Here is a 21074-nt window from a genome sequence, read left to right on the forward strand (position 1 = left end):
ACGGTGACATCGGGGTGATGTGACCGTCACACCCGGGGTTCACCGTCGCCTGTGTCACGGTCAGTGGGATCCACCCCGGCGTCAAGGGCGTCCCACAGGACGCGACCGGAGCCGGGATTGTCGTCCAGGTCCTTCTCCACGCCTTCACGGCGGGCCTCAGGCGTCTCGTACTTGCTGTGTCCGGACCGTGCAGCACCCGGTTTCATGGCCAGCAGCACACCGCCGACAACCCCCAGGGCAGCGGCCACCAGGAACAGGACGACCGGGGCGGTGTGCACGTGTCCGTCCAGGACGACGGCCCATTCCGAAATCTGCACCGGGTCGGACTCCCGCTGCGTCCCTGCACCACTGACCAGGAGGGACTGGGCCCGGCTCAGGTCCGGCTCCCCGGAGAGCAGCATAACAGCGGCGATACCGGCGACAGCGGCGAGCAGGGCGGATACCCCGCCCAGGATGCGCCGGGCCAGGGGCTGCAGGGCCATCGACAGGATCATCGCTGCCAGCATCGCCAGAGCTAATGGTGTTCCGGCGGCGTCCCACACCGATCCGATGATGTTCTTGACCGACTCGCCGCTCTTGTCGTCCTCGACGGTCACGGTCAGCCAGGTCATCTGCCCGGCGCCCCAGAGCCCGGCGGCGCTGAGGACCGTCAGCAGGAGGGCGAGGCTTCGTCCACCGAGACGTTTCACCGGTCGACCTCCACGGGAGCGACGTTGACCATCGTCTCCGCCGCAGCGACGGCGCGGAGCACGGCCAGAGCTTTGTTCCTGGTCTCCTCGTCCTCGGCATCAGGATCGGAGTCGGCGACGATGCCGCCACCGGCCTGCACGTACACCGTCCCGTCCTTGTACAGGCCAGTACGGATGGCGATCGCCTGATCGGCGTTTCCGGAGAAGTCGAAGTAGCCCACGGTCCCACCGTAGACACCTCGACGCGTGTCCTCCAGTTCGTCGATGATGGCCAAGGCCGACGGCTTGGGGGCACCGGAAAGGGTACCGGCCGGGAAGGTGCCGACAAAAGCGTCGAGCGCGGTCTTGCCCTCGGCGAGACGTCCGCTGACCCCGGAGACCAGATGCATGATGGCACTGTAGCGTTCCACGTGCCGGAAGTCGTGGACCTCCACTGTGCCCGGTACGCAGACCCGGCCGACGTCATTACGGCCCAGGTCCACCAGCATCAGGTGTTCCGAGTTCTCTTTCTCGTCATTGACGAGTTCCTTCTCCATGAGCTCGTCATCCTCGAAGGTCGCGCCTCGGGGGCGGGACCCGGCGATGGGGAACGTGGTCACCCGGCCGTCGGACACCTGGACCAGCGACTCCGGCGAGGAGCCGATGATCTGGAACGCCGTCTCCGAGAAAGAGTCGTCCGGGACGTTGAGCAGGAACATGTACGGGCTGGGATTGGAGACCCGCAGCATACGGTAGATATCCAGGCCCGGCACATCGGTGTCCAGTTCGAAACGCTGCGACAGGACGATCTGGAAGGCGTCACCGGCCCGGATGTGCTCCTTGCAGGTCTCGATACGTGCCTTGTGATCGTCCAGGGCACGCTGACGTCGCGGCTGCGGGGCCGGTGTGGAGAACGTCGCCGAAGGAAGGTGGGGTCCCGAGGCCAGGCGTCGCTCCATCTCGTCGACTCTGGCGACGGCGTCGGCGTAGGCCCCTTCCACCCGGTCGTCGGAGCCGTCCCAGTTCACCGCATTGGCGATGAGCCAGACCGTGCCCTCGTGATGGTCCATAACCGCCAGGGTGTCAGCGAGCAGCTGCACCATGTCGGGAACCTGCAGGTCATCCGCACAGGTGTCAGGGATGTCCTCGATGTAGCGGATCACATCATGACCCATGTAGCCGACCAGTCCGGAGGTCAGCGTGGGCAGGCCGGGCATCGGGTCGGTGTGCAGCAGCTCCAGGCTCTCGCGGATCACGGCGAGCGGGTCGGTGCCTTCCGGCACGCCGGCCGGCGGGGTGCCGATCCAGTGGACGTCGCCGTTCTTCGCGGTCAGCGCGCACCGCGCGCCGGTACCGATGAAGGAGTGCCGCGACCAGGACTGCCCGGGGGCGGCCGATTCGAAGAGGAACGTACCGGGACGATCACCGGCAAGTTTGGTGTAGGCGCTCAGAGCACTCTCCCCGTCGGCGAGGATCTTACGTGCGACGGGGACGACGCGGTGGCGTGCGGCGAGGCGCCGGAAGGTCTCGAAACTCGTGATCTGGTAGGGATCGGCGGAGTCGTTTCGGTCGTACTGGTCAGTCATCAACTGGTCTTTCAGGCTGGAGCAGCCGGTCGGCGTCGAAGCAGGTGTGGTCCCCGGTGTGGCATGCGCCGCCGGTCTGGTCGACCGTCAACAGGACGGTATCGCCGTCGCAGTCGAGACGCACTTCGTGGACGTACTGGGTGTGTCCGGAGGTCTCCCCTTTCACCCAGTACCTATTCCGGGACCGCGACCAGTAGGTCGCTCTGCGGGTGGCGAGGGTGTGCGCCAGAGCGTGGTCATCCATCCACGCGAGCATGAGGACGTCGCCGGTGGCTTTCTCCTGCACGACGGCGGCGACGAGGCCGGCGTCATTGGGGGTGAGTCGGGCCGCGACGTCCGCGTCGAGGTCGACGCCGCGGATGTCGTCGTCTGTGGTCACCGTGCTCATCGCCGGACCTCGATCCCCTGCTCCGCCATCGCGTCCTTGACCTCGGTGATGGCGATGTCGCCGAAGTGAAAGACGGAGGCCGCGAGTACCGCGTCAGCCCCGGCCTCCACGGCGGGTGGGAAGTCGGCGACTCTCCCCGCACCACCGGACGCGATGACCGGGATACTCACGGCCTGTCGTACCAGGGACAGCAGGTCGAGGTCGAAACCGTCGCGTGTGCCGTCGGCGTCCATGGAGTTCAGCAGGATCTCGCCGACGCCGAGTTCCTGACCACGCACGGCCCACTCCACCGCATCGATACCGGCGGACCGGGAACCTCCGTGAGTGGTCACCTCGAAGCCGCTGGGCTGGGGATCCTCTCCCTCGGGCACGCGACGGGCATCGACGGACAGCACGATGCACTGGGCACCGAAGCGGGCGGAAAGTTCCCGGAGCAGCTCCGGGCGGTGGATGGCCGAGGTGTTCACCGAGACTTTGTCGGCTCCGGCACGCAGGAGCTGGTCCACATCTTCTTCGGAGCGGACTCCACCACCGACGGTCAGCGGGATGAACACCTGGTCAGCGGTTCGGCGCACGACGTCGAGCATCGTGCCGCGGCCCGCCTTCGACGCCGAGACGTCGAGGAAGGTCAGTTCGTCGGCGCCGTCGGCGTCGTAGCGTGCGGCGAGTTCGACGGGATCGCCGGCGTCCCTCAGGTTCAGGAAGTTCACCCCCTTGACGACACGTCCGTCGTCAACGTCGAGACACGGGATGACCCGTACAGCAACACTCATCGGTCAGTCACCTTATTCCTCCCCGGTCCATGATTTCCTGGGCATTTCGTGCGGCGGTGCCGATCGGCACCGAACGGATGTGGTCCAGCAGGATCGAATGGACCTCGGGTTCTCCCGCCACCAGGCCGGAGACTCCGGGGCGCCACGGGTCGCCGTTGAAATCGGTGACGACTCCCCCTGCTTCACGCACGAGCAGCATACCGGCGGCGTTGTCCCACAGGTTCGGACTGAAGGTGACGGTGCCGCCGAAGATCCCGGCGGCGGTGAAAGCCAGATCGATCCCGCAGGAGCCGGTGACACGCATGCGCGGGTAGGTTCGGCCGATGGCGTTCAGCATGTCCTGACGGTACGAGATCGGCAGGTTACCGCGCCGTTGTGACAGGATCGATCCGAAACTGATCTGGGTCACCCCGGGATCGGAGGGCAGCATCGGACGTGCGGGATGGCCGTCGACGTAGAGCCCGTGGCCTTTGCGCGCGGTGATGCGCTGGCCGAGGAGAGGCATCTCGGTGACGGCGACGACGGCCTCCCCCTTGTGCACCAGGGAGACCAGGATGCAGCAGAACGGGTTACCTACGGCGTAGTTCGCGGTGCCGTCGATCGGGTCGACGACCCAGCAGGTCTCCGGAAGTTCATCGAGCCCGGGGTTCTTGTCGGCGTCAGCGCGGTCGAGAGCGTCGGCATCGGTGGTCCGTGGGCCGGAGTCCGACCGGTCGCGACGCGGCCCGTCGAGGTCGTCGGCCTTGTCATCGTTGGGGTTGATCTCGACCGGTTCCCCAGGACGCACGACCCCGTACTCCTCGCCGTGGACCGGCAGGCCGGTGTAGCTGGTCAACAGGTGACGGAGTTGACGTTCCACGCTGAGGTCGGCTTCGGTGGCGAAGTCGCCGGGGCTTTTCATCACCGAGGGCTCGGCACCGACGGCGGCGGAGAACGTCGTCTCCGCTTCGTCGACGGCGGCCTCGGCGATCGCCAGCAGCGCCCGGGTGTCGATCTCGTCACTCACCGGGCACCGCCTGTGTCTCCCCGCGTGCCGCCACAAGCGCCTCTTCCAGGGTGAACTTCCCCGCGTAGAGGGCTTTGCCGACAATGGCGGAGTCCACGCCTTCATCGACGACACCAGCCAGCGCCCGGAGGTCGTCGAGACTGGAGATGCCGCCGGACGCCACGACCGGTGCGGAGGTCGCCGCCGCGACATCACGCAGCAGATCGATGTTCGGACCGTTCAGCATGCCGTCACGGGAGACGTCGGTGACGACGAAACGGGAGCAGCCCTGCGAGTCGAGCCGTTCGAGGACCTCCCACAAGTCGCCGCCGTCGGAGACCCACCCGCGTCCCCGCAGGCGCCATTCACCGTCGACCTGTCGGGTGTCGAGACCGATGGCGACGCGGTCACCGTGCTCGGCGATGATCTTCTCGCACCAGTCCGGGTTCTCCAGGGCGGCGGTGCCGATGTTCACGCGACGGCATCCCGTGGACAAGGCACGCTCCAGTGACGCATCGTCCCGGATACCACCGGAGAGCTCGACCTTCACGTCGAGCTGCCCGATGACATCGTTGAGCAGCTCGAAGTTGCTCCCCTTACCGAACGCTGCGTCCAGGTCGACGAGATGCACCCACTCCGCACCGGCGTTCTGCCAGGCCAACGCGGCATCCAGCGGCGCGCCGTAGCTGGTCTCGGTGCCTGCGGCTCCCTGGACAAGGCGCACCGCCTGACCATCGGCGACGTCAACGGCGGGGAGCAGGGTAAGAGTCATGGGAAGTATCCTATCGCGTGAATCAGGGTGGGACGTTCTAGAGAGTGGCGAGCCAGTTCCGGAGCAGCCGGGCACCGGCCTCGCCGGATTTCTCGGGATGGAACTGGGTGGCCCACAGCGGGCCGTTCTCGACGGCTGCGACGAAGCGGCAGTCCTCGTGGGTCGCCCACGTCACCGCCGGTGCCGCGGTGTGGCCGTCCGTCTCGAGGTCCCAGGACCTGACGCCGTAGGAGTGGACGAAGTAGTAACGCTCGTCGTCAGCGGCGCCGGCGAACATCCGGGAGTCCTGCGGCGCGTCGACAGTGTTCCACCCCATGTGCGGCAGGACCGAGGCTTCCAGGCGCGTCACAGTACCGGGCCATTCACCGCAGCCCTCGGTGCCGACGCCGTCGCTGCCTTCGACGCCACGGTCGAAGAGCACCTGCATCCCCACGCAGATGCCGAGGACCGGACGTCCTCCGGCGAGCCGCTCCCCGATCATCCGGGGCCCGTGGACCGCACGGAGCCCGGTCATACACGCAGCGAAGTTACCGACGCCGGGGACCAGCAGACCGTCGGCCCCGAGGACGGTGTCCGGGTCGGCCGTGACGGTGACGTCCGCTCCGGCGTGCTCCAGAGCCCGCTGCGCCGAGCGCAGGTTGCCGGAGCCGTAATCCAGGAGCGCGACCGTCGGGGATGCTTTTTCCACCATGGTCAGTGATCCTACAAGGCGACCTGCCTCACAGACCGCTCCGGGTACATAAGGGGTGGACCCTGCCTGCGTTGTCTCTACGGTTCACTGCCCGGGCGCAGGCTCCGCAGCCGGGTACGGACATTGTGATGCTCGGCGACCCTGTTGCGCCCCAGGATCCTGTCTCCGGCGAGGGTGGCGGTCCCGAGGCCGACGAGGCCTGCACCGACGACGAAAGCTCCACCGTAACCACTGGTGGACGCCGCAACTCCGAGTACGGAAGAGCCGGTGCCGGTGCCGGAGTCGAAGCCGATGTTCCACATCGCGGATGCTTCCGAGACCCGTTCTTTCGGCATGCGGGAGAACATCATCAGCAGGGTCTCGGACTGGATCGCACCAAAACCGAGGCCGAAGACGGCCGCGGCACCGAGTGCGCCGGTGATCAGGACGGCACCGGCCGGCGCCGTGAAGATGAGCATCGACATGGCGAGCATTCCGCCGACGGAGAACAACGACGCCCAGACGACCAGGCGCCCCGGCTCTCCGACCCGGTCGGCCCACCAGCCGGAAATGGTCCGGCCCAGGATCTGTCCACCGCCGATGACCGCCAGCGTCACCCCGGCAAGGGTCGCCGCGGCGGAGGCGTCGATCTCGCCGACGGCAGGGGCGGTGAAGGTGGAGAAGGCACCGAAGCCCATCGCACCGGTGCACAGGCCGACGATCGGGACGAGGACGAGTTTCCACAGCGGCGCACGGACCTGGGTCCGCTGCTGGGCCTGGGTGGTCTCCTTCGTCACGCTGGCAGCGTGCAGGGCGGGGATGCCGAGTGCGCCGGCCCCACCGATCGCACCGCAGCCCACGGCGACGAGGAACACCAGGTCGCCTGCATGGGTGTACAGCGGCAGTCCGATGGTGAAGCCGATGATCTCCCCGATGCCGATCGATGCACCGAAAAAGGCGTTCGCCCGGCCGAGTTGGTGGGCCGGGACAAGTTCGGCGAGCAGCGCGGACTGGGCCACGGTGACCGCACCGAATCCGATACCCCGGACCGCCGAGACCACCAGCACCAGCCATGATCCACCGTCGATGAGGTAGAACACGGAGGGCACCCCGAGCAGTACCGCCCCGGACACCATCACTGGTACATACCCCCACCGGCGCAGCAGACGAGGGACGAAGATCTGTGTGACCACCGTTGCCGCCATGAAGACACCGGTGGACAGGCCTGCCAGGGAGTCGCCGTATCCGGCGTCCAACATCGCCACCGGGATGACCGGCAACAACAACGACCAGCCGAGGAAGGCGCAGAACACACTCAGCAGCATCAGGGGCACACCCCTGACAGAGAGAACGGTCACAGAGTCCCCTTTGTCGACGGCACCCCCGTCACCCGCGGGTCCGGTTCCACTGCGGCGCGCAGGGCGCGGGCGACGGCCTTGTACTCGGCCTCGGTGATGTGGTGCGGGTCTCGGCCGTAGAGACAGCGGACATGCAGGGCGATCCTCGCGTTGAAGGCGAGGGTCTCGAAGAAGTGCTCGTTGATCACGGTGGCGTAGTGGCCGCCGATCACGGTGGTGAGCATGGTCTCCGGTTCGCCGGTGCCGACGAAGTACGGTCTCCCGGAGACATCCACCACGGCCTGTGCGAGGGTCTCGTCCATGGGGATGTAGGAGTCTGCGAACCGGCGTATCCCTGTCTTGTCCCCGAGTGCCTCGTTGATCGCCTGGCCCAGCACGATGGCGGTGTCCTCGACGGTGTGGTGCGCGTCGACGTCGATGTCACCGTCGGCGTGCACGGTCAGGTCGAAGCAGCCGTGGGAACCGAATGCGGTGAGCATGTGGTCGAAGAAGGGCAGGCCGGTGGCGATGTCGGTGGCCCCGGTCCCGTCGAGGTTGATCTCGACGGTGATCGAGGATTCCTTCGTGGCGCGTTCGATGCGGCTGGTTCTCACGTGTGTTCTCCGATGATCGTTGCGGCGGCGGCGAGGAAGGCGTCGTTCTCCTGTGGAAGCCCGACCGTCATCCTGAGGTGACCGGTCACACCGACGTCGCGGATGAGGACGTCATGATCGAGGAACCGCTGCCATATGTCGTGTGCGTCGCCGGGGACGGCGAAGAAGATGAAGTTGGACTCACTCGGAACCACACCGTATCCGAGTTCTTCGAGGGCCGCGACCACCCGGTCGCGTTCACCCCGCAGTGCGTCGACGGTGGCCAGGGTCTCGTTACTGTGTCGCAGCGCGACCGTCGCCGCCGCCTGCGACAGCGTCGACAGGTGGTACGGCAGACGCACCAGCATCACGGCCTCGATGAAGGCCGGGTCGGCGATGAAGTAGCCGAGTCGTCCCCCGGCGAAGTCGAAGGCCTTCGACATTGTCCGGGACACCACCAGCGACGCGGGGTACTCGGCGATCAGCTCGGCTGCGCTGGGTTCACCCGAAAACTCGGCGTACGCCTCGTCGATGATCACGATGCCGCCTGCCTCACGGCCGGCATCGAGGATCCTCCGCAGGTCAGCCACGGACGTTACCCCGCCGGTGGGGTTGTTCGGGGTGGTGACGAAGACAATGTCGGGCTTCTTCTCCCCAATTGCCTGGACGGCGGCGTCGATGTCGATGCTGAAGTTCTCGCCCGTCCGTGGCAGATCGATGAACTCGGTCTGTGTCCCAGCGGCGAGGATCGGGTGCATCGAGTAGCTCGGCGTGAACCCGAGCACCCTGCGCCCTGGCCCGCCGAAGGCCTGCAACAACTGTTGAAGTATCTCGTTGGATCCGTTCGCGGCCCAGACGTTGTCCACTCCGACCTGCACACCGGTCTGCCGGCTCACGTAGGATGCCAGCTCCTCGCGCAGTCCGACACTGTCGCGTTCCGGGTAGCGGTTCAGGGTCGACGCCAGGCGCGCCACCTCCGCCACGAGATCCTCGACAAGGCCGGCACTCGGCGGATAGGGGTTTTCGTTGGTGTTGAGCTGGTTGGTCACGGTCAGCTGTGGGGCACCGTAGGCGGATTGTCCCCGCAGTTCGGGACGCAGCGGCAGGTCCGCCACGGAGATCTGGTCGGTCATGATCGCTCCTGGGTCTCGAACCGTGCGCGGACGGCTTCGCCGTGGGCCGGTAGTTGTTCGGCGTCCGCGAGAGCGGTCACGGTGTCGGCGACCTCCTTGAGCGCCTCGCGGTCGTAGGAGATGACGTCGACATGTTTGAGGAAGGTGTGGGTGGACAGTCCCGACGAGTGCCGGGCGGTGCCGGACGTCGGCAGCACGTGGTTGGAGCCTGCAGCGTAGTCGCCGAGGGGCACCGGCGCGTAGTGTCCGACGAATACGGCCCCGGCGTTGGTGATCCGGGCGGCGACGGCTGCGGAATCCTCGGTCTGCACCTCAAGGTGCTCGGCGGCGTAGGCGTCCGCGACCCGGACCGCTTCGTCGAGGCTGTCGGTGAGGATGATGCCGGACTGTTCCCCCGTCAGTGCCTCTGCCACGCGTTCGGCGTTGAGGGTGACCTTGTAACGTGCTTCAGTCTCCCTGTCGACGGCGTCGGCGAGATCCGCCGAATCGGTGATCAGCACCGACGCGGCCATGACGTCGTGCTCGGCCTGGCTGATCAGGTCGTAGGCCACGGCCACCGGGTCGGCGGAGCTGTCGGCGAGCACGGCGATCTCGGTGGGACCGGCTTCAGAGTCGATGCCGACGACGGACCGGCACAACCGCTTCGCTGCGGTGACGAAGATGTTGCCGGGCCCGGTGATCATGTCGACCGGCTCCAGGTCGGCAGCGCCGGAATCGCCGTAGGCCATGAGCGCGACGGCCTGTCCCCCGCCGACGGCCCAGACCTCGTCGACACCGAGCAGGGAACAGGCCGCGAGGATCGTGGGATGGGGCCAGCCACCGAAATCTGCCTGCGGCGGCGAGGACACCACGAGACTCCCGACGCCGGCCTCCTGCGCGGGGACGACATTCATGATCACCGACGAGGGGTACACGGCATTGCCGCCCGGAACGTACAGGCCCACCCGGTTGACCGGGATCCACCGCTCGGAGACGACACCACCGGGGGCAACTTCCACCGAGGCGTCCTGCGGCTTCTGGGACCCGTGGAACGCCCGGACGCGCCGGATGGCTTCCTGCAGTGCGTCGGTGACGGCGGGGTCCAGGTCCCGCAGCGCCTCGGCGATGACGTCCCCGGGCACCCGGACCGAGGACGGCCGGACGTGGTCGAACTTCTCGCCGTACTCCAGCGCGGCCTCGGCGCCACGCGCACGGACGTCCTCCACCACCGGTGTCACCGCCGGGAGAACATGGTCGATGTCGGTGCCGCCACGCGGCAGGATTCGACGGAGTTCGGCGGTGGAGGGGGTCTGGCCCCTCAGGTCCAGGCGCGAGAGCATGGCGTGGGATCGTCTCCAGGGTCGGTGAACGGGTAACGTGTTGTGATTCTAGCCCGTTACCACAGTGAAGAAAGGACGGAGGGTCACCAGTGGCATCGCAGCCATCGCTCGTCGACCTGCTGCAGGCGTCCGTCGCCGCAACGTCCGTCGGAGACCACGCCACGAGTTGGCGTCTCACCAGTCAGTTCGGCACCCAGCACTGGCTGTCGGACCCGGACACCGATCTCCCGGCGGACACCCCCATGCATCTGCGGACCGAATTCCACGTCCTGCGTGCGGCCGTGTCCGACCGACTCGAACTCCACGAAGAGGCCGCCGAGGCGGTCTTCGAGTGGCGCCACCTCGCCAGGGACAACGATGACCACGCCTCCGCGGTCCTCGCCAACTCGGCACTGTGCCTGGTGGCGATGGTCGTGGAGTCCGACGGGGTCGACCTCGTCACGCTGCCGCCCGCGGCTCACCTGCTCGAGGACCTGCAGGGGGCGATCATGTCCTTCCGCCCCACCCCGGAGGGGCCCACGGTTGCCACCGACCCCACGATTACCGGGCACAGTCTGCCCCGCCACCAGGCCACCTGCCTGTCGCTCGCGGCGATGGGCGGACTGACGTGCGCCACATCGCTGGCCACCCCCGAGACCGCCCCGCTCCGCCCGGTGTTCCGGGCGTTGGCGGACAGGTTCACCGTGGGCTCCGTCTCCCCCGGGGACCGGGAACTGACCCGTGCCCAGCAACTGCACGCTGACGGGGACATCACCGCGGCTGTCACGGTCGCGACGGGAATGCTGGCATCGGAATCGCCCACCACGCGCTACGAGGCGCACGACCTGCTGGGCTATTTCGCACTCACGTCAGACGACAGCGACAGCCACGCCACCGTGCTGGAACACTGGCGTCAGTGTGCAGAGATCGCCCTCGAACTCGGGGCGCCCCTGGAGGGGATGCACCGGGCGGAACAGGCGTGCCAGCTGCTCAATGCCGAGGGTGACTACGCTGCCGCCTACGACTTGGCTGTCCGCGTTGATGAGGCGGCTGCCGGTGCGCCCATCTCCCCTGCCCTGCTGAACTTGCGTGCTGTCCGTGCCCGCGCCGCGATCGGTGTCGGCAATCTGGACGAGGGTCTGTCCCTGGCTGTGGCGACGGCAGACTGGTCGCTGTTCACCCCGGACAGCGAACGCACGCTGGCATGTCTGACGATGGCGTGCGTCGCAGCATCCTCGTCCGGACAGCATGTGGTGACCGCCGGACTGCTGGAACGCAGTTGTGCGCTCTACCGTGACCTGGACCGGCCCCTGGCGGCGGCCCAGGCGTTACGTACCGGCGCGCGTGAGCACCTGAATGTCGGCGACACCTCGCGTGCCGTGGAGCTGATGGAACGCTCACGCCGGATTCTGGAAGAAGCGGGCGACGATCCGATGCTTTCCTGGCACCTGGGTGACTGGAACGAGGACATGTCGGCGATCTGGGAGGACGCCGGCCGTGAAGATCTCGCCCTGGAGTACGCCACCCGCGCAGCCCACTCGTTCACCGAGGCCCGGGACCACAGCAGTGCTGCGATGAACTGGGTGGCGGCGGCGTCACTGTATCTGGAGCGTGGCGAGGATTCTTCCTGTGACGTGGCCCTGGACCGCGCACATGGTGAGCTGCTGCTCGTCCCCGAGGAGACGGGGCTTGCGGACGGTACCGACGCCGCCGACGCCACCGACGAGGTCGGAGTGTCCGACAGCGACCTCGACGGTTCCGTCTGGCAGGCCTACCGCGAACTGCGCGACCTGCGGGGGCAGTGACGGCTGGACAGGCTCAGTGCTCGAAGGCGGTGTCCGGGGCGAAGAGCGAGCAGGTCCAGTAGACCACGGCAGCGGCGGCGGGGGCTGCCAGATAGCCGGCGGCACCGGTGACCTTGGAGACGATGGTGACGTCCTGTCCGGGGCTGAGGTTGTCGGCCAGACCAGCGGTGATGTCCGTGCCGTGGAGGGCGTCGGCGATCCAGTTGCCGAAGAGCAGGAATACGGCGGCGCCGAGGAACGCCAGGGCGATCACGGCCAACAACATCACCGGGCCCCTCAGCCGCGGGGAGCGCCAGAATGACCAGCCGGCGAGGATCGCTCCGAGCAGCCCGGTCGCGAGCGCGAAGACCGCGAACGACAGGAACGGTGCGCCCGACGTCGCCGGGTCGAGTTCGGCGGCACCGGTGTCGGTCACCACGGCGGTCACCGCGGGCCTCCACCAGCCCCACAGAAGTCCGGAAATGCTGAAGACAGCCAGGAAGACCGTGAGGGTCTTCGCCGACTGTCCGATCAGTACGCGACGAGATGCCGTCATGCGGCGTTACAGGTCTTCCACTGCCCGTCTTCCCGGACATATACTGCCGGGGTGGTCTGCCGCTGGCCTGCAATTTCTGCATCGATATTGGCGGTGGCACGGTCACCCTCCACCCGGATGTCATTGACCCCGTGGACCACAGGCAACGAGGTGCCCTGGTCAGACATCACCTTGCTCGCCATGGTGTTCTCCGCCTCGCGCCCCAGGTCCTGCAGGATGGCGTCTCGGCCGCCGACCTGGTCGAGATTCGCACGACAGGAGGTGTCGACCACCATCCGCTGGTACTCACCCCACGGCTTATCTTCACCAAGTCCTCTGGCAACTGCCGTGATCTGCGCGGCGTCATCACCGTTGGCGGCGTTCCCTGCCGGGGCATTGGCGGGTTCCGGGGCCGGGGCGTCCGCCGGGGGCTCCCCTTCGCCTCGGTCACCTTCCGGCTGGTCGTCCGGTGCCGGTTCGGCAGACTCGCTGGGATCCGGCTCGGCAGACTCCGAGACTTCCGAGGCCTCCGTCGACTCCTTCGCGCTGCTGGACGCTGCGCTCGAGGAACTGCTCGTCGTGCTGTCGGCGGCGTCCCCGTCAGCATCGTCGGAGCCGCAGGCGGCCAGTCCCAGGGTCGCCGCAACGACCCCGGCGAGAACGGCCGTGGTGATTCCCGGCCGGTGGCCTGACACCCGTGGTGACATTCGTGGTTCCCTTCTCATGCTTGTTGTACAGCTACGACCCTACAACGTCACCCGCCCGCGGAACGTTAGCTGTGGTCGGTCGTAAGTTGCATCGGGTCATTACACTGGGTGGGGTGCAGCTCAACCGCGACCGAATCCTCACCGCCGCCTTCGACATCCTCGCCGAGTACGGCCTCGGTGACCTGACGATGAGACGGCTGGCACGTACGCTCGATGTCGCCCCCGGGGCCTTGTACTGGCACTTCCCGAGCAAACAGGACCTGCTCGGTGGCATTGCGGGGCGAATCCTGGAAGCAGCCACCCCGGTGGAGCAGGCGGAACACCCGACGTCCGACTGGCGGGAGCGGGCCTACGCGACCGCGTCTGCCCTGCTTGAACAGCTCCTCGGGGTGCGCGACGGCGCCGAAGTTGTCGCTGCAGCACTGGCCGCCGGTACCGCGGCACAGGATCCTGCCGGTACTCTCGCGGATGCCTTGACAGGTTCACCGGCCGTGGACCGTGAGCTGACCGGATGGGTGCTGTCCCGGTACCTGCTGGGGGCGGCGACCGACGTGCAGACCGCGCAGGCGGCCGGTGCGACACCCCGCACCGTCGCGCAGGTGCTCTCCGGGGTCGACCTCGTCCTGGACGGCATCGGTAACTAGGATCGGACGCTATGAGTACCACGGCTGCAGCGCACACGGTCACCGCCCACGGGGCAGACGTCACAGTAGACGGCAACGGGGTCCGGGTGCGGCGCACCCCGATGGCGCAGACATTGCTGCCTGCTGAACTCAGTGTGGCTCCGGCCGATCTCCGCGGCTGGTACCACCATGCACCGACCGATGTGTCCCCTGGTTGGATCCAGCTCTCGCTGGCAACCCCTCCCGATAATGCCGTCCTCCGCCCGGTGCGGGGTTTCCCGGCGACCCGTGGCGCGTCCAACATCGTGGTCTTCGCCCCCGGGCAGCAGGAGCAGTTCACCCAGGTCCATCAGCTCCTGAGCAATCTGCAGGCGGGTTTCCCCCTGGACGCCGCCCCCATCTCCCCGGCGGAAGCAGACTCTGCGTCGGCGGTGCCTGCCGGAACAGCGACATCGTCGGCGCCCGAGTCGACGCAAGAGACATCAGCACAGTCGTCGCAGTCGTCGCAGCCGTCCCAGTCCTCGCCACAACAGACCTGGCAACGCGTCGCGACACCGGACACCGTCCCGGAGGCCAACACCGAGGCCGACGCGAACGGACCGATCTTCGGACAGAACGTCACTGTCACCGGAGACTTCGCTCCGTACGAGAAGGGTGAGGTGTGGGACATGATCGCCGAAGCCGGCGCCACCGTGGGCAAGAACGTGACCAAGAAGACCACGCTGCTGGTCATCGGCGAATGGGGGTCGGTGACCAGCAAGGAGAAGCGTGCCCGCGAACTCAAGGACAAGGGCCAGGACATCACACTGTGGAGCTTCGATGAATTGCTCTCCGCCGTGGGAAAGTCCCGTCGCCCCGATCTGGACGAGGTGAAGGGAACCTCCGCGCCCTTCTAGGAGTCTCTCTACCGGTATGAACCGGAAACTCCATCTGCACGTCGTCACCACCGCGGCCGACCACGACCCCTATGACCCCACCTGCATAATCACCGTCCCGCTGGGTAGCGGTCTGGGTGCCACCGTGCAGGACGGTTCCCGCCGTCTCACCGTCGCCGACCTCGGAGATCGCCACACCAGTGCATCACTCCTGTGGCAGGACGCGGCCACCGAAATGCTCGCGACCCTCGGCAACCTCACCTCCGTGCACGGCACCGCCCTGCGGCACCGTGATGTGGATACCGGGATCCGGGAGATTGCGGTTATCGGGACCCCCTTCCCTGCCGCGGGGCTTCTCGCTCACCCTCTCCTTGCCGTGCCGACGCACCGCATCCTCGCCGACGGTCCCGGCCCCGCCCTGTTCTTCGTCACGGACAACCAGCAGCTGTTCATTTCGTCCGGGGCGACCCCCTCAGTACCCTGCACCGGGCCAATCGACATCTCGGAAGGCCACTGTCAGACGCTAGAGTCGGTGCCATGAAAGATTCCACCGTCCTGCGCGATTTCGACACGTGGCTCGCCGACCACCCCACGGTGGTTACGGACATCCAGAAAGTCCTTTCCGACGAACTGTCCGACGCGGGCATCGCCTTCGACCAGGTTTCAGTGCGAATCAAAGACCGCGGCAGCTACCTGGCCAAGATCCATGACACCGTCCACCCCGACTACCACGACTTCGACTCCGCCTACGACGTTCTGGGCGTCCGAGTCACCGTGTACACCACCGCAGACATCGTGCTGCTCGTGGGAGTGATGCGCAGTCTCTTCGACGTGGTCTCCGTGACCGACAAATCTGCCCAGACCGCAGAGCGTGGCGAATTCGGCTACGCCTCCTCGCATGTCATCGCCAGGGTCTCGAGTTCCACCATGCCGTCCTTGACCGACCTGGAGGGCAGGTTGATCGAGATCCAGATCAGGACGGTGTTGCAGCACGCCTGGGCGGAGTTCGAGCACGACGTGCGCTACAAGAATCCAGGGCACGAGATCAGTCCGGAGGTCCACCGTGCCTTCACCCTGGCCGCCGGTCTGATCGAGCTTGCCGACGAGCAATTCGACACTATTGCCCGTGCCACCAGCGCTGACGGCGACACGACTGATGACACCGAGCTCACCGCCACCATGCTACCGGGTGTGCTGACCATGCTCGCCGGCAATGAATACCCCATGTCCAAAGCCGACTACTACCGGTTCGCGGTGGACATGCTCGCAGCGAACGGGGTGACGACCATCGGTGAACTCACGGCCCTGTGTGCGCCAGAAGCACTGACCCAACTGCAGGAGACGATGGGCTACGGCTATCCTCCGGGACAGGTCCGTCTCATCGACGACCTGCTGTTGTTTACCTACGGGCGCGACCATATCCGCCGCACGGTGCATATCGGCGACCACGCCTCGTCGCGGCCGGGTCGCCTGGGCAACCGCTGGCAGCGGATGGGTCAGCGGCCGCGCAACTGATCGATCTGGCGACGCTCCCGCTTCGTCGGACGCCCTGCTCCCCTGTCTCGTCGAGGAATCGAGGCCAGGATCTCCTTCGAGGGTGGCGGCGGAGAGTGGTCCACGTAGCACTGCCGGGCCCGCGGAGCACCGACCCGTTTCGACACCAGTTCAGTGACTTCGACGACATACTCGCGGTGATGCACCCAGGCTCGCACCCGGTCCCCCACTGCCACAGTCTGGGCAGGTTTGACTGAGACGTCATTGACTTTCACATGCCCGGCACGGCAGGCGTCAGCGGCAGCAGACCGAGTCTTGTACAGACGGACGGCCCACACCCACGCGTCGATCCGGGTCACGGATCACCACTGGTCCTTGTGGTTGAGCACCTCACGGACCTTCACTACGTTCCACCCGAGGACCACCAGAGCGACCACCGCGATCGTCAGAAACAGTGCCGTGGCGGATGTCAGCACCGCCAGCACGCCCCCGGCGACCGCGATCCCCCCGGACACCTGGATCGACCGCGAACGTTTACGGACGTCTGCCTTACGACGTGCAACGGGATTGTCGGAGTAGTTGTCCATGGTCATGGCCCCGAGTCTACCCCGGTTCACCCCGCCTTGACGTCGTCCCAGTGGGACCCGTCCCGTACAACTTCCAGTGTGCCTGCTGATATTTCCCTGACAACGTCACCAGGGTCTTCTCCGGCAGCGACGGTGAGGGTCAACGTCACGGTCGGTCCGTAGGACGCCTCAACGTCCAGGCCGCGAGCCCGAAGTTCCGCCTCGATCTTGCCTGCCTCCGCGTGGTTGACCTCCAGAACCCACACATCCCGGGGCTCACGGCGCATTACCGTGACGTCCTCCAGGACGGCGCGGGTAGCATCCTGGTACGCGCGGACCAGGCCACCGGTGCCCAGTTTGACCCCGCCGAAGTAACGGACCACGACAACGGCGACATCCTGCAGTCCCGATCCGCGGAGCACCTCGAGCATCGGCTGTCCCGCCGTGCCCGCGGGCTCCCCGTCGTCACTCGAGCGTTCCACCGGGTTGGCCCCGTCGACGTGCAGGATGTAGGCACTGCAGTGGTGCCGGGCGTCAGCGAACCCGGCCCGGATCTCAGCCAGGAACGCCCGAGCAGCGTCCTCATCGGGCACTCTGGCCGCGCAGGCGATGAACCTGGACCTCTTGACCTCAGTTTCGGCTACCGGACGATCGCTGCCGGGGCGCAGGTACGCCTGACTCACCGGTTGTGTCACCCGAGGACGCCGGCCCAGGTCGACGCTTTGAGGTCACCCATCAACGACGACGTGCGGGCCACCCGGAGGTCCGGGGGCAGCATGTACTGCAGCTCCTCGGTACCGTCGGTGAGGGTGAGGTAGACGTCAGAGTCACCGCGGTTGTTGTGCAGCACGCCCTTCAGCCGGTCCATGTTGTCCGGGGTGCACTGGTCAATGCGCATCCGCAGCCTCAGGGGTACACCGGCACCGGCACCGACGGAGAGTTCCGCGAGCTTGAGGTCATTGCAGAACAGGCTCGTGCGGTCATCCCGGATGCTCACCTCGGCCTGGGCGAGGATGATGTTGTCCTCGGCGATCATCGGCGCAACCATTGAATAGGTCCGGGAGAAACACAACAGTTCGATCTGAGCACCGTGCTGGTCCTCGATCGTGACGATGGCCCAGGGGTTGCCCTTCTTGTCCACACGGCGGTCCACGCTGGAGATGATCCCGCCGACCTTGATCGTGCGCTTGTCCGGCAACTCACCGGAGATCACGGTGGTCAACGGCGTGTCGATCTGCGAATCCAGCGACGCCTCGAACCCGTCGAGAGGATGCCCCGAGACATAGAGACCGAGCATCTCGCGCTCCAGCGTGAGTTCGTGTTTGCGTTCCCAGTGCTGATCCGGGACATCCACCTTGAAGGCGTCGTCCTCCACCGCATCGAGCCCGGAGAACAGGTCGTACTGGCCACGCGCCGCCGCCTTCTTGGTCGAGGTGACCGAATCCACGGCGTCCTCGAATACCAGCATCAGGCCCTTGCGGGGGTGTTCGAGAGAGTCGAAGGCACCTGCCTTGATGAGAGACTCCGTGACCCGCTTGTTGCAGGCCGTGGCGTCGATCTTGTCGAGATAGTCGGAGAAGTCTCCGAAGGCCCCCTTCTCTTTCCGTGTCGCCACGATCGAGTCAACAACATCCTCGCCGACGTTACGGACAGCACCCAGGCCGAAACGGATGTCCTGGCCCACTGGCTTGAAGGTGTAGTCGGATTCGTTGACGTCCGGCGACAATACCTTGATCCCCAGGTGACGGCAGTCGGCGAGGTAGATCGCGGACTTGTCCTTCTTGTCCGCCACCGAGGTCAGCAGAGCCGCCATGTACTCGGCGGTGTAGTGCTCCTTGAGATAGGCGGTCCAGAAACTGACCAGGCCGTAGCCGGCGGCGTGGGACTTGTTGAACGCGTAACCGGCGAACGGGAGGATGGTGTCCCAGAGTGTCTTGATCGCCTCGGCGGAGAACCCGTTCTCCTTCATCCCTGCCTCGAAGTTCTCGAACTCCTTGGCCAGGACCTCCGGCTTCTTCTTACCCATGGCCTTACGGAAACCATCGGCCTGACCGGCGGTGTAGTTCGCGACCTTCTGCGAGATCCTCATGATCTGCTCCTGGTACACGATCAGACCGTAGGTCTCCTCCAGAATCTCCTCGAGTGCCTCGGCGAGCTCCGGGTGGATGGGCTCGATGGGCTTACGCCCGTTCTTACGGTCGGCGTAGTCCCAGTGGGCACCGACACCCATCGGTCCCGGCCGGTACAGCGCGAGCGCGGCGACGATGTCATTGAAGCCGGTCGGCTTCATCCGCTTCAGCAGCTCCTGCATGCCGCCGGAGTCGAGCTGGAAGATACCGAGCGTGTCACCGCGGGCCAACAGCTCGTATGATTGCGGATCGTCGGTGGTCAGGCCCTCCAGGTCGAGGTCCTCGTCCCGGTTCTTCTTGATGTTCTCGATGCAGTCGCCGATGACGGTGAGGTTGCGCAGCCCCAGGAAGTCCATCTTCAGCAGCCCGATGGCCTCACACGCGGGGTAGGGCCAGCCGGTGATGATCGCACCGTCCTGCTGACGCTTCCACATCGGGATGTGGTCCAGCAGGGGCACGGACGCCATGATCACCGCGCACGCGTGCACACCGGCCTGGCGGACGACGCCTTCCAGGCCGAGGGCATCGTCGTAGATCTCCTTGACGACCGGATCAGTCTCGATAAGGGTGCGGATCTCCGCAGCCTCCTGATACCGATCATGGTTGGGATCCATGATTCCGGACAGGGGGATGTCTTTAGCCGCCTGGGCCGGAGGCAGTGTCTTGGTGATCCGGTCGGCAATCTGGAAGCCCGGCTGTCCATGGTGGGCACGGGCAGCATCCTTCAGCGCCTGCTTGGTCTTCACCGTGCCGAAGGTGATCACCTGGGCGACCTTGTCCTGGCCCCAGTTGTCGGCGGCATAGCGGATCATCTCGCCACGACGGCGGTCGTCGAAGTCGATGTCGATATCCGGTGCCGAGGGACGCTCCGGGTTGAGGAATCGCTCGAACATCAGGCCGTGGTCGATGGGATCAATGTTGGTGATGGTCAGTGCATAGGCGACCAGGGCTCCGGCGGCCGAGCCACGACCCGGCCCGACGCGGATGCCGATGGACCGGGCATGCTTGATCAGGTCGGCGACGACGAGGAAGTAGGACGGGTAGCCCTTCATGTCGATCACGTCGATCTCGTACTCGGCGCGGTCGATGTACTCCTTCGGGATCTCCCCGCCGTGGAACCGTTCCTTGAGCCCGTCGTGGACCTCACTACGCAGCCAGGTGGTGGGGGTGTGCCCCTCAGGGACGTCGTAGTTCGGCATGCGGTCGTGGGTGTGTTCCTCCCACAGTTCGCCGTAGTCCTGGACGCGCTCAGCAATCCAGAGGGTGTTGTCACACCCGTCCGGGACGATCGGGTCCCAGTACTTGCGCAGCTCCTCAGCCGGCTTGATGTAGTAGCCGTCGCCGGAGAACGCGAAACGCCGCCCACCTTCATCGAGGGTAGGTTCGTCCATGGTGGCGCCGGTCTGCACGCACAACATGACCTCATGAGGCTTCGCCTGCTTCTGCAGGACATAGTGGCAGTCGTTGGTGACCAGCGGGGGCAGGTCGAGTTTCCGGCCGATCTCCAGCAGTTCGTCCCGGACACGCTTCTCGATCTCCAGGCCGTGGTCCATCAGCTCGAGGAAGTAGTTGTCCTTGCCGTAGATGTCCTGCCACATCGCGGCGGCCTCGAGAGCCTTGTCGAACTGACCGAGGCGCAGACGGGTCTGAACGTCACCCGACGGGCAACCAGTGGTCGCGATGATGCCCTCGGCATGCTCGGCGACAATCTCGGCGTCCATACGCGGGTACTTCGAGACCTGTCCTTCATAACTTGCCAGCGAGGACAGTCGGAAGAGGTTACGCAGTCCAGTGGCGTTCTCCGCCATCATCGTCTGGTGCAGGTAGTAGCCGCCGCCGGCGACGTCATCGCGCTTCTGCTCCGGCTCACCCCATTTGACGCGGTCCTTGATGAGGCGGGACTCGGGCGCCATGTAGCACTCGATGCCGATGATGGGTTTGATGCCGGCTCCGGTCATCGCGCGGTAGAAGGCGTCGGAGCCGAACATGTTGCCGTGATCGGTCATGCCAACCGCGGGCATCCCCTGGCGTGAGACTTCTTCGGCGAGCAGGTCCACCTTCGCCATCCCGTCGAGCATGGAGTACTCGGTGTGATTGTGCAGATGGACGAAGGAAGACTTCTTCATGCGGGACAGTCTACCGCCGGGGGCAAGTCGCC

General features: G+C 66.2%; 22 protein-coding genes. 5 read left to right on the top strand and 17 right to left on the bottom strand.

Features of this window, described 5'->3' with window-relative positions; translation table 11 throughout:
* Positions 1–26 precede the first annotated feature (26 nt).
* The 11 genes from CGLY_RS09565 to hisD all read right to left on the bottom strand — a co-directional run bounded on the left by CGLY_RS09565 (position 27) and on the right by hisD (position 10224).
* A complete protein-coding gene (locus CGLY_RS09565; protein WP_038549021.1) occupies positions 27–689 on the bottom strand; it encodes a TIGR02234 family membrane protein in 663 nt (220 codons plus the stop codon).
* Positions 686–2254, bottom strand: coding sequence for an anthranilate synthase component I (locus CGLY_RS09570; RefSeq protein WP_038549023.1), 1569 nt, complete (start codon positions 2252–2254; stop codon positions 686–688). The genes CGLY_RS09565 and CGLY_RS09570 overlap by 4 nt, the downstream gene beginning before the upstream one ends.
* A complete protein-coding gene (gene hisI, locus CGLY_RS09575; protein ID WP_052539980.1) occupies positions 2247–2642 on the bottom strand; it encodes a phosphoribosyl-AMP cyclohydrolase in 396 nt (131 codons plus the stop codon). The genes CGLY_RS09570 and hisI overlap by 8 nt, the downstream gene beginning before the upstream one ends.
* On the bottom strand, positions 2639–3415 hold the full coding sequence (hisF, locus tag CGLY_RS09580) for an imidazole glycerol phosphate synthase subunit HisF (RefSeq protein ID WP_038549025.1): 777 nt from the start codon (positions 3413–3415) through the stop codon (positions 2639–2641). The genes hisI and hisF overlap by 4 nt, the downstream gene beginning before the upstream one ends.
* 7 nt (positions 3416–3422) lie before the next feature.
* On the bottom strand, positions 3423–4421 hold the full coding sequence (locus CGLY_RS09585) for an inositol monophosphatase family protein (protein WP_038549027.1): 999 nt from the start codon (positions 4419–4421) through the stop codon (positions 3423–3425).
* Positions 4414–5172 (bottom strand): bifunctional 1-(5-phosphoribosyl)-5-((5-phosphoribosylamino)methylideneamino)imidazole-4-carboxamide isomerase/phosphoribosylanthranilate isomerase PriA, encoded by a 759-nt coding sequence (priA, locus tag CGLY_RS09590; protein ID WP_038549029.1) that lies wholly within the window; start codon positions 5170–5172, stop codon positions 4414–4416. Before priA ends, CGLY_RS09585 begins: the two co-directional genes overlap by 8 nt.
* A 37-nt stretch (positions 5173–5209) precedes the next feature.
* Entirely contained in the window at positions 5210–5863 is a 654-nt protein-coding gene (gene hisH / locus CGLY_RS09595) for an imidazole glycerol phosphate synthase subunit HisH (RefSeq protein WP_038549031.1), read from the bottom strand.
* A 77-nt stretch (positions 5864–5940) separates the two neighbouring features.
* Positions 5941–7200 (bottom strand): MFS transporter, encoded by a 1260-nt coding sequence (locus CGLY_RS09600; RefSeq protein WP_227590234.1) that lies wholly within the window; start codon positions 7198–7200, stop codon positions 5941–5943.
* Complete coding sequence (gene hisB, locus CGLY_RS09605) at positions 7197–7793, bottom strand: imidazoleglycerol-phosphate dehydratase HisB (protein WP_038549033.1); 597 nt, start codon at positions 7791–7793, stop codon at positions 7197–7199. The genes CGLY_RS09600 and hisB overlap by 4 nt, the downstream gene beginning before the upstream one ends.
* On the bottom strand, positions 7790–8905 hold the full coding sequence (locus CGLY_RS09610; protein WP_038549035.1) for a histidinol-phosphate transaminase: 1116 nt from the start codon (positions 8903–8905) through the stop codon (positions 7790–7792). The genes hisB and CGLY_RS09610 overlap by 4 nt, the downstream gene beginning before the upstream one ends.
* The gene (gene hisD, locus CGLY_RS09615) at positions 8902–10224 is read right to left on the bottom strand and encodes a histidinol dehydrogenase (RefSeq protein ID WP_038549037.1); all 1323 of its coding nucleotides are present in this window, start codon (positions 10222–10224) and stop codon (positions 8902–8904) included. The genes CGLY_RS09610 and hisD overlap by 4 nt, the downstream gene beginning before the upstream one ends.
* An 89-nt stretch (positions 10225–10313) precedes the next feature.
* Here hisD and CGLY_RS09620 point away from each other — a divergent pair, with 89 nt between their 5' ends.
* Entirely contained in the window at positions 10314–12008 is a 1695-nt protein-coding gene (locus CGLY_RS09620) for a hypothetical protein (RefSeq protein WP_038549039.1), read from the top strand.
* A gap of 13 nt (positions 12009–12021) precedes the next feature.
* On the opposite strand, the gene CGLY_RS09625 is transcribed toward CGLY_RS09620, so the two are convergent.
* Both CGLY_RS09625 and CGLY_RS09630 read right to left on the bottom strand, forming a co-directional pair.
* On the bottom strand, positions 12022–12543 hold the full coding sequence (locus CGLY_RS09625) for a hypothetical protein (protein ID WP_038549041.1): 522 nt from the start codon (positions 12541–12543) through the stop codon (positions 12022–12024).
* Positions 12540–13229 carry an Rv0361 family membrane protein gene (locus CGLY_RS09630; RefSeq protein ID WP_038549042.1) on the bottom strand — a complete coding sequence of 230 codons (690 nt, stop codon included), beginning with the start codon at positions 13227–13229 and terminating at the stop codon, positions 12540–12542. Before CGLY_RS09630 ends, CGLY_RS09625 begins: the two co-directional genes overlap by 4 nt.
* Positions 13230–13342: 113 nt before the next feature.
* Between CGLY_RS09630 and CGLY_RS09635 the strand changes: the two genes are divergently transcribed.
* From CGLY_RS09635 to CGLY_RS09650, 4 genes are read left to right on the top strand one after another with little or no spacing between them, the layout of a single operon-like run.
* Entirely contained in the window at positions 13343–13873 is a 531-nt protein-coding gene (locus tag CGLY_RS09635) for a TetR/AcrR family transcriptional regulator (RefSeq protein WP_038552380.1), read from the top strand.
* Between the two features lie 11 nt (positions 13874–13884).
* Positions 13885–14748: a BRCT domain-containing protein gene (locus CGLY_RS09640; RefSeq protein ID WP_038549044.1), complete on the top strand. Its 864-nt coding sequence runs from the start codon at positions 13885–13887 to the stop codon at positions 14746–14748.
* Between the two features lie 16 nt (positions 14749–14764).
* Positions 14765–15268 (top strand): hypothetical protein, encoded by a 504-nt coding sequence (locus CGLY_RS09645; RefSeq protein ID WP_052539982.1) that lies wholly within the window; start codon positions 14765–14767, stop codon positions 15266–15268.
* Positions 15265–16242 (top strand): GTP pyrophosphokinase, encoded by a 978-nt coding sequence (locus CGLY_RS09650; RefSeq protein ID WP_038549046.1) that lies wholly within the window; start codon positions 15265–15267, stop codon positions 16240–16242. The genes CGLY_RS09645 and CGLY_RS09650 overlap by 4 nt, the downstream gene beginning before the upstream one ends.
* Here CGLY_RS09650 and CGLY_RS09655 read toward each other — a convergent pair.
* Genes CGLY_RS09655 through dnaE form a run of 4 tightly spaced genes read right to left on the bottom strand, consistent with a single transcriptional unit; the run spans position 16224 to position 21042 of the window.
* The gene (locus CGLY_RS09655) at positions 16224–16580 is read right to left on the bottom strand and encodes an RNA-binding S4 domain-containing protein (protein ID WP_038549048.1); all 357 of its coding nucleotides are present in this window, start codon (positions 16578–16580) and stop codon (positions 16224–16226) included. The two genes, CGLY_RS09650 and CGLY_RS09655, sit on opposite strands and share 19 nt — an antisense overlap.
* Before the next feature lie 3 nt (positions 16581–16583).
* Positions 16584–16814, bottom strand: coding sequence for a hypothetical protein (locus CGLY_RS09660; RefSeq protein ID WP_038549050.1), 231 nt, complete (start codon positions 16812–16814; stop codon positions 16584–16586).
* Between the two features lie 20 nt (positions 16815–16834).
* Positions 16835–17470, bottom strand: a complete 636-nt coding sequence (locus CGLY_RS09665; protein ID WP_227590235.1) for an IMPACT family protein — start codon at positions 17468–17470, stop codon at positions 16835–16837.
* An 8-nt stretch (positions 17471–17478) separates the two neighbouring features.
* A complete protein-coding gene (dnaE, locus tag CGLY_RS09670; RefSeq protein ID WP_038549054.1) occupies positions 17479–21042 on the bottom strand; it encodes a DNA polymerase III subunit alpha in 3564 nt (1187 codons plus the stop codon).
* Positions 21043–21074: the final 32 nt, after the last annotated feature.

Source organism: Corynebacterium glyciniphilum AJ 3170 (assembly GCF_000626675.1).
In the GTDB taxonomy this organism is placed as follows: Bacteria; Actinomycetota; Actinomycetes; order Mycobacteriales; family Mycobacteriaceae; genus Corynebacterium; species Corynebacterium glyciniphilum.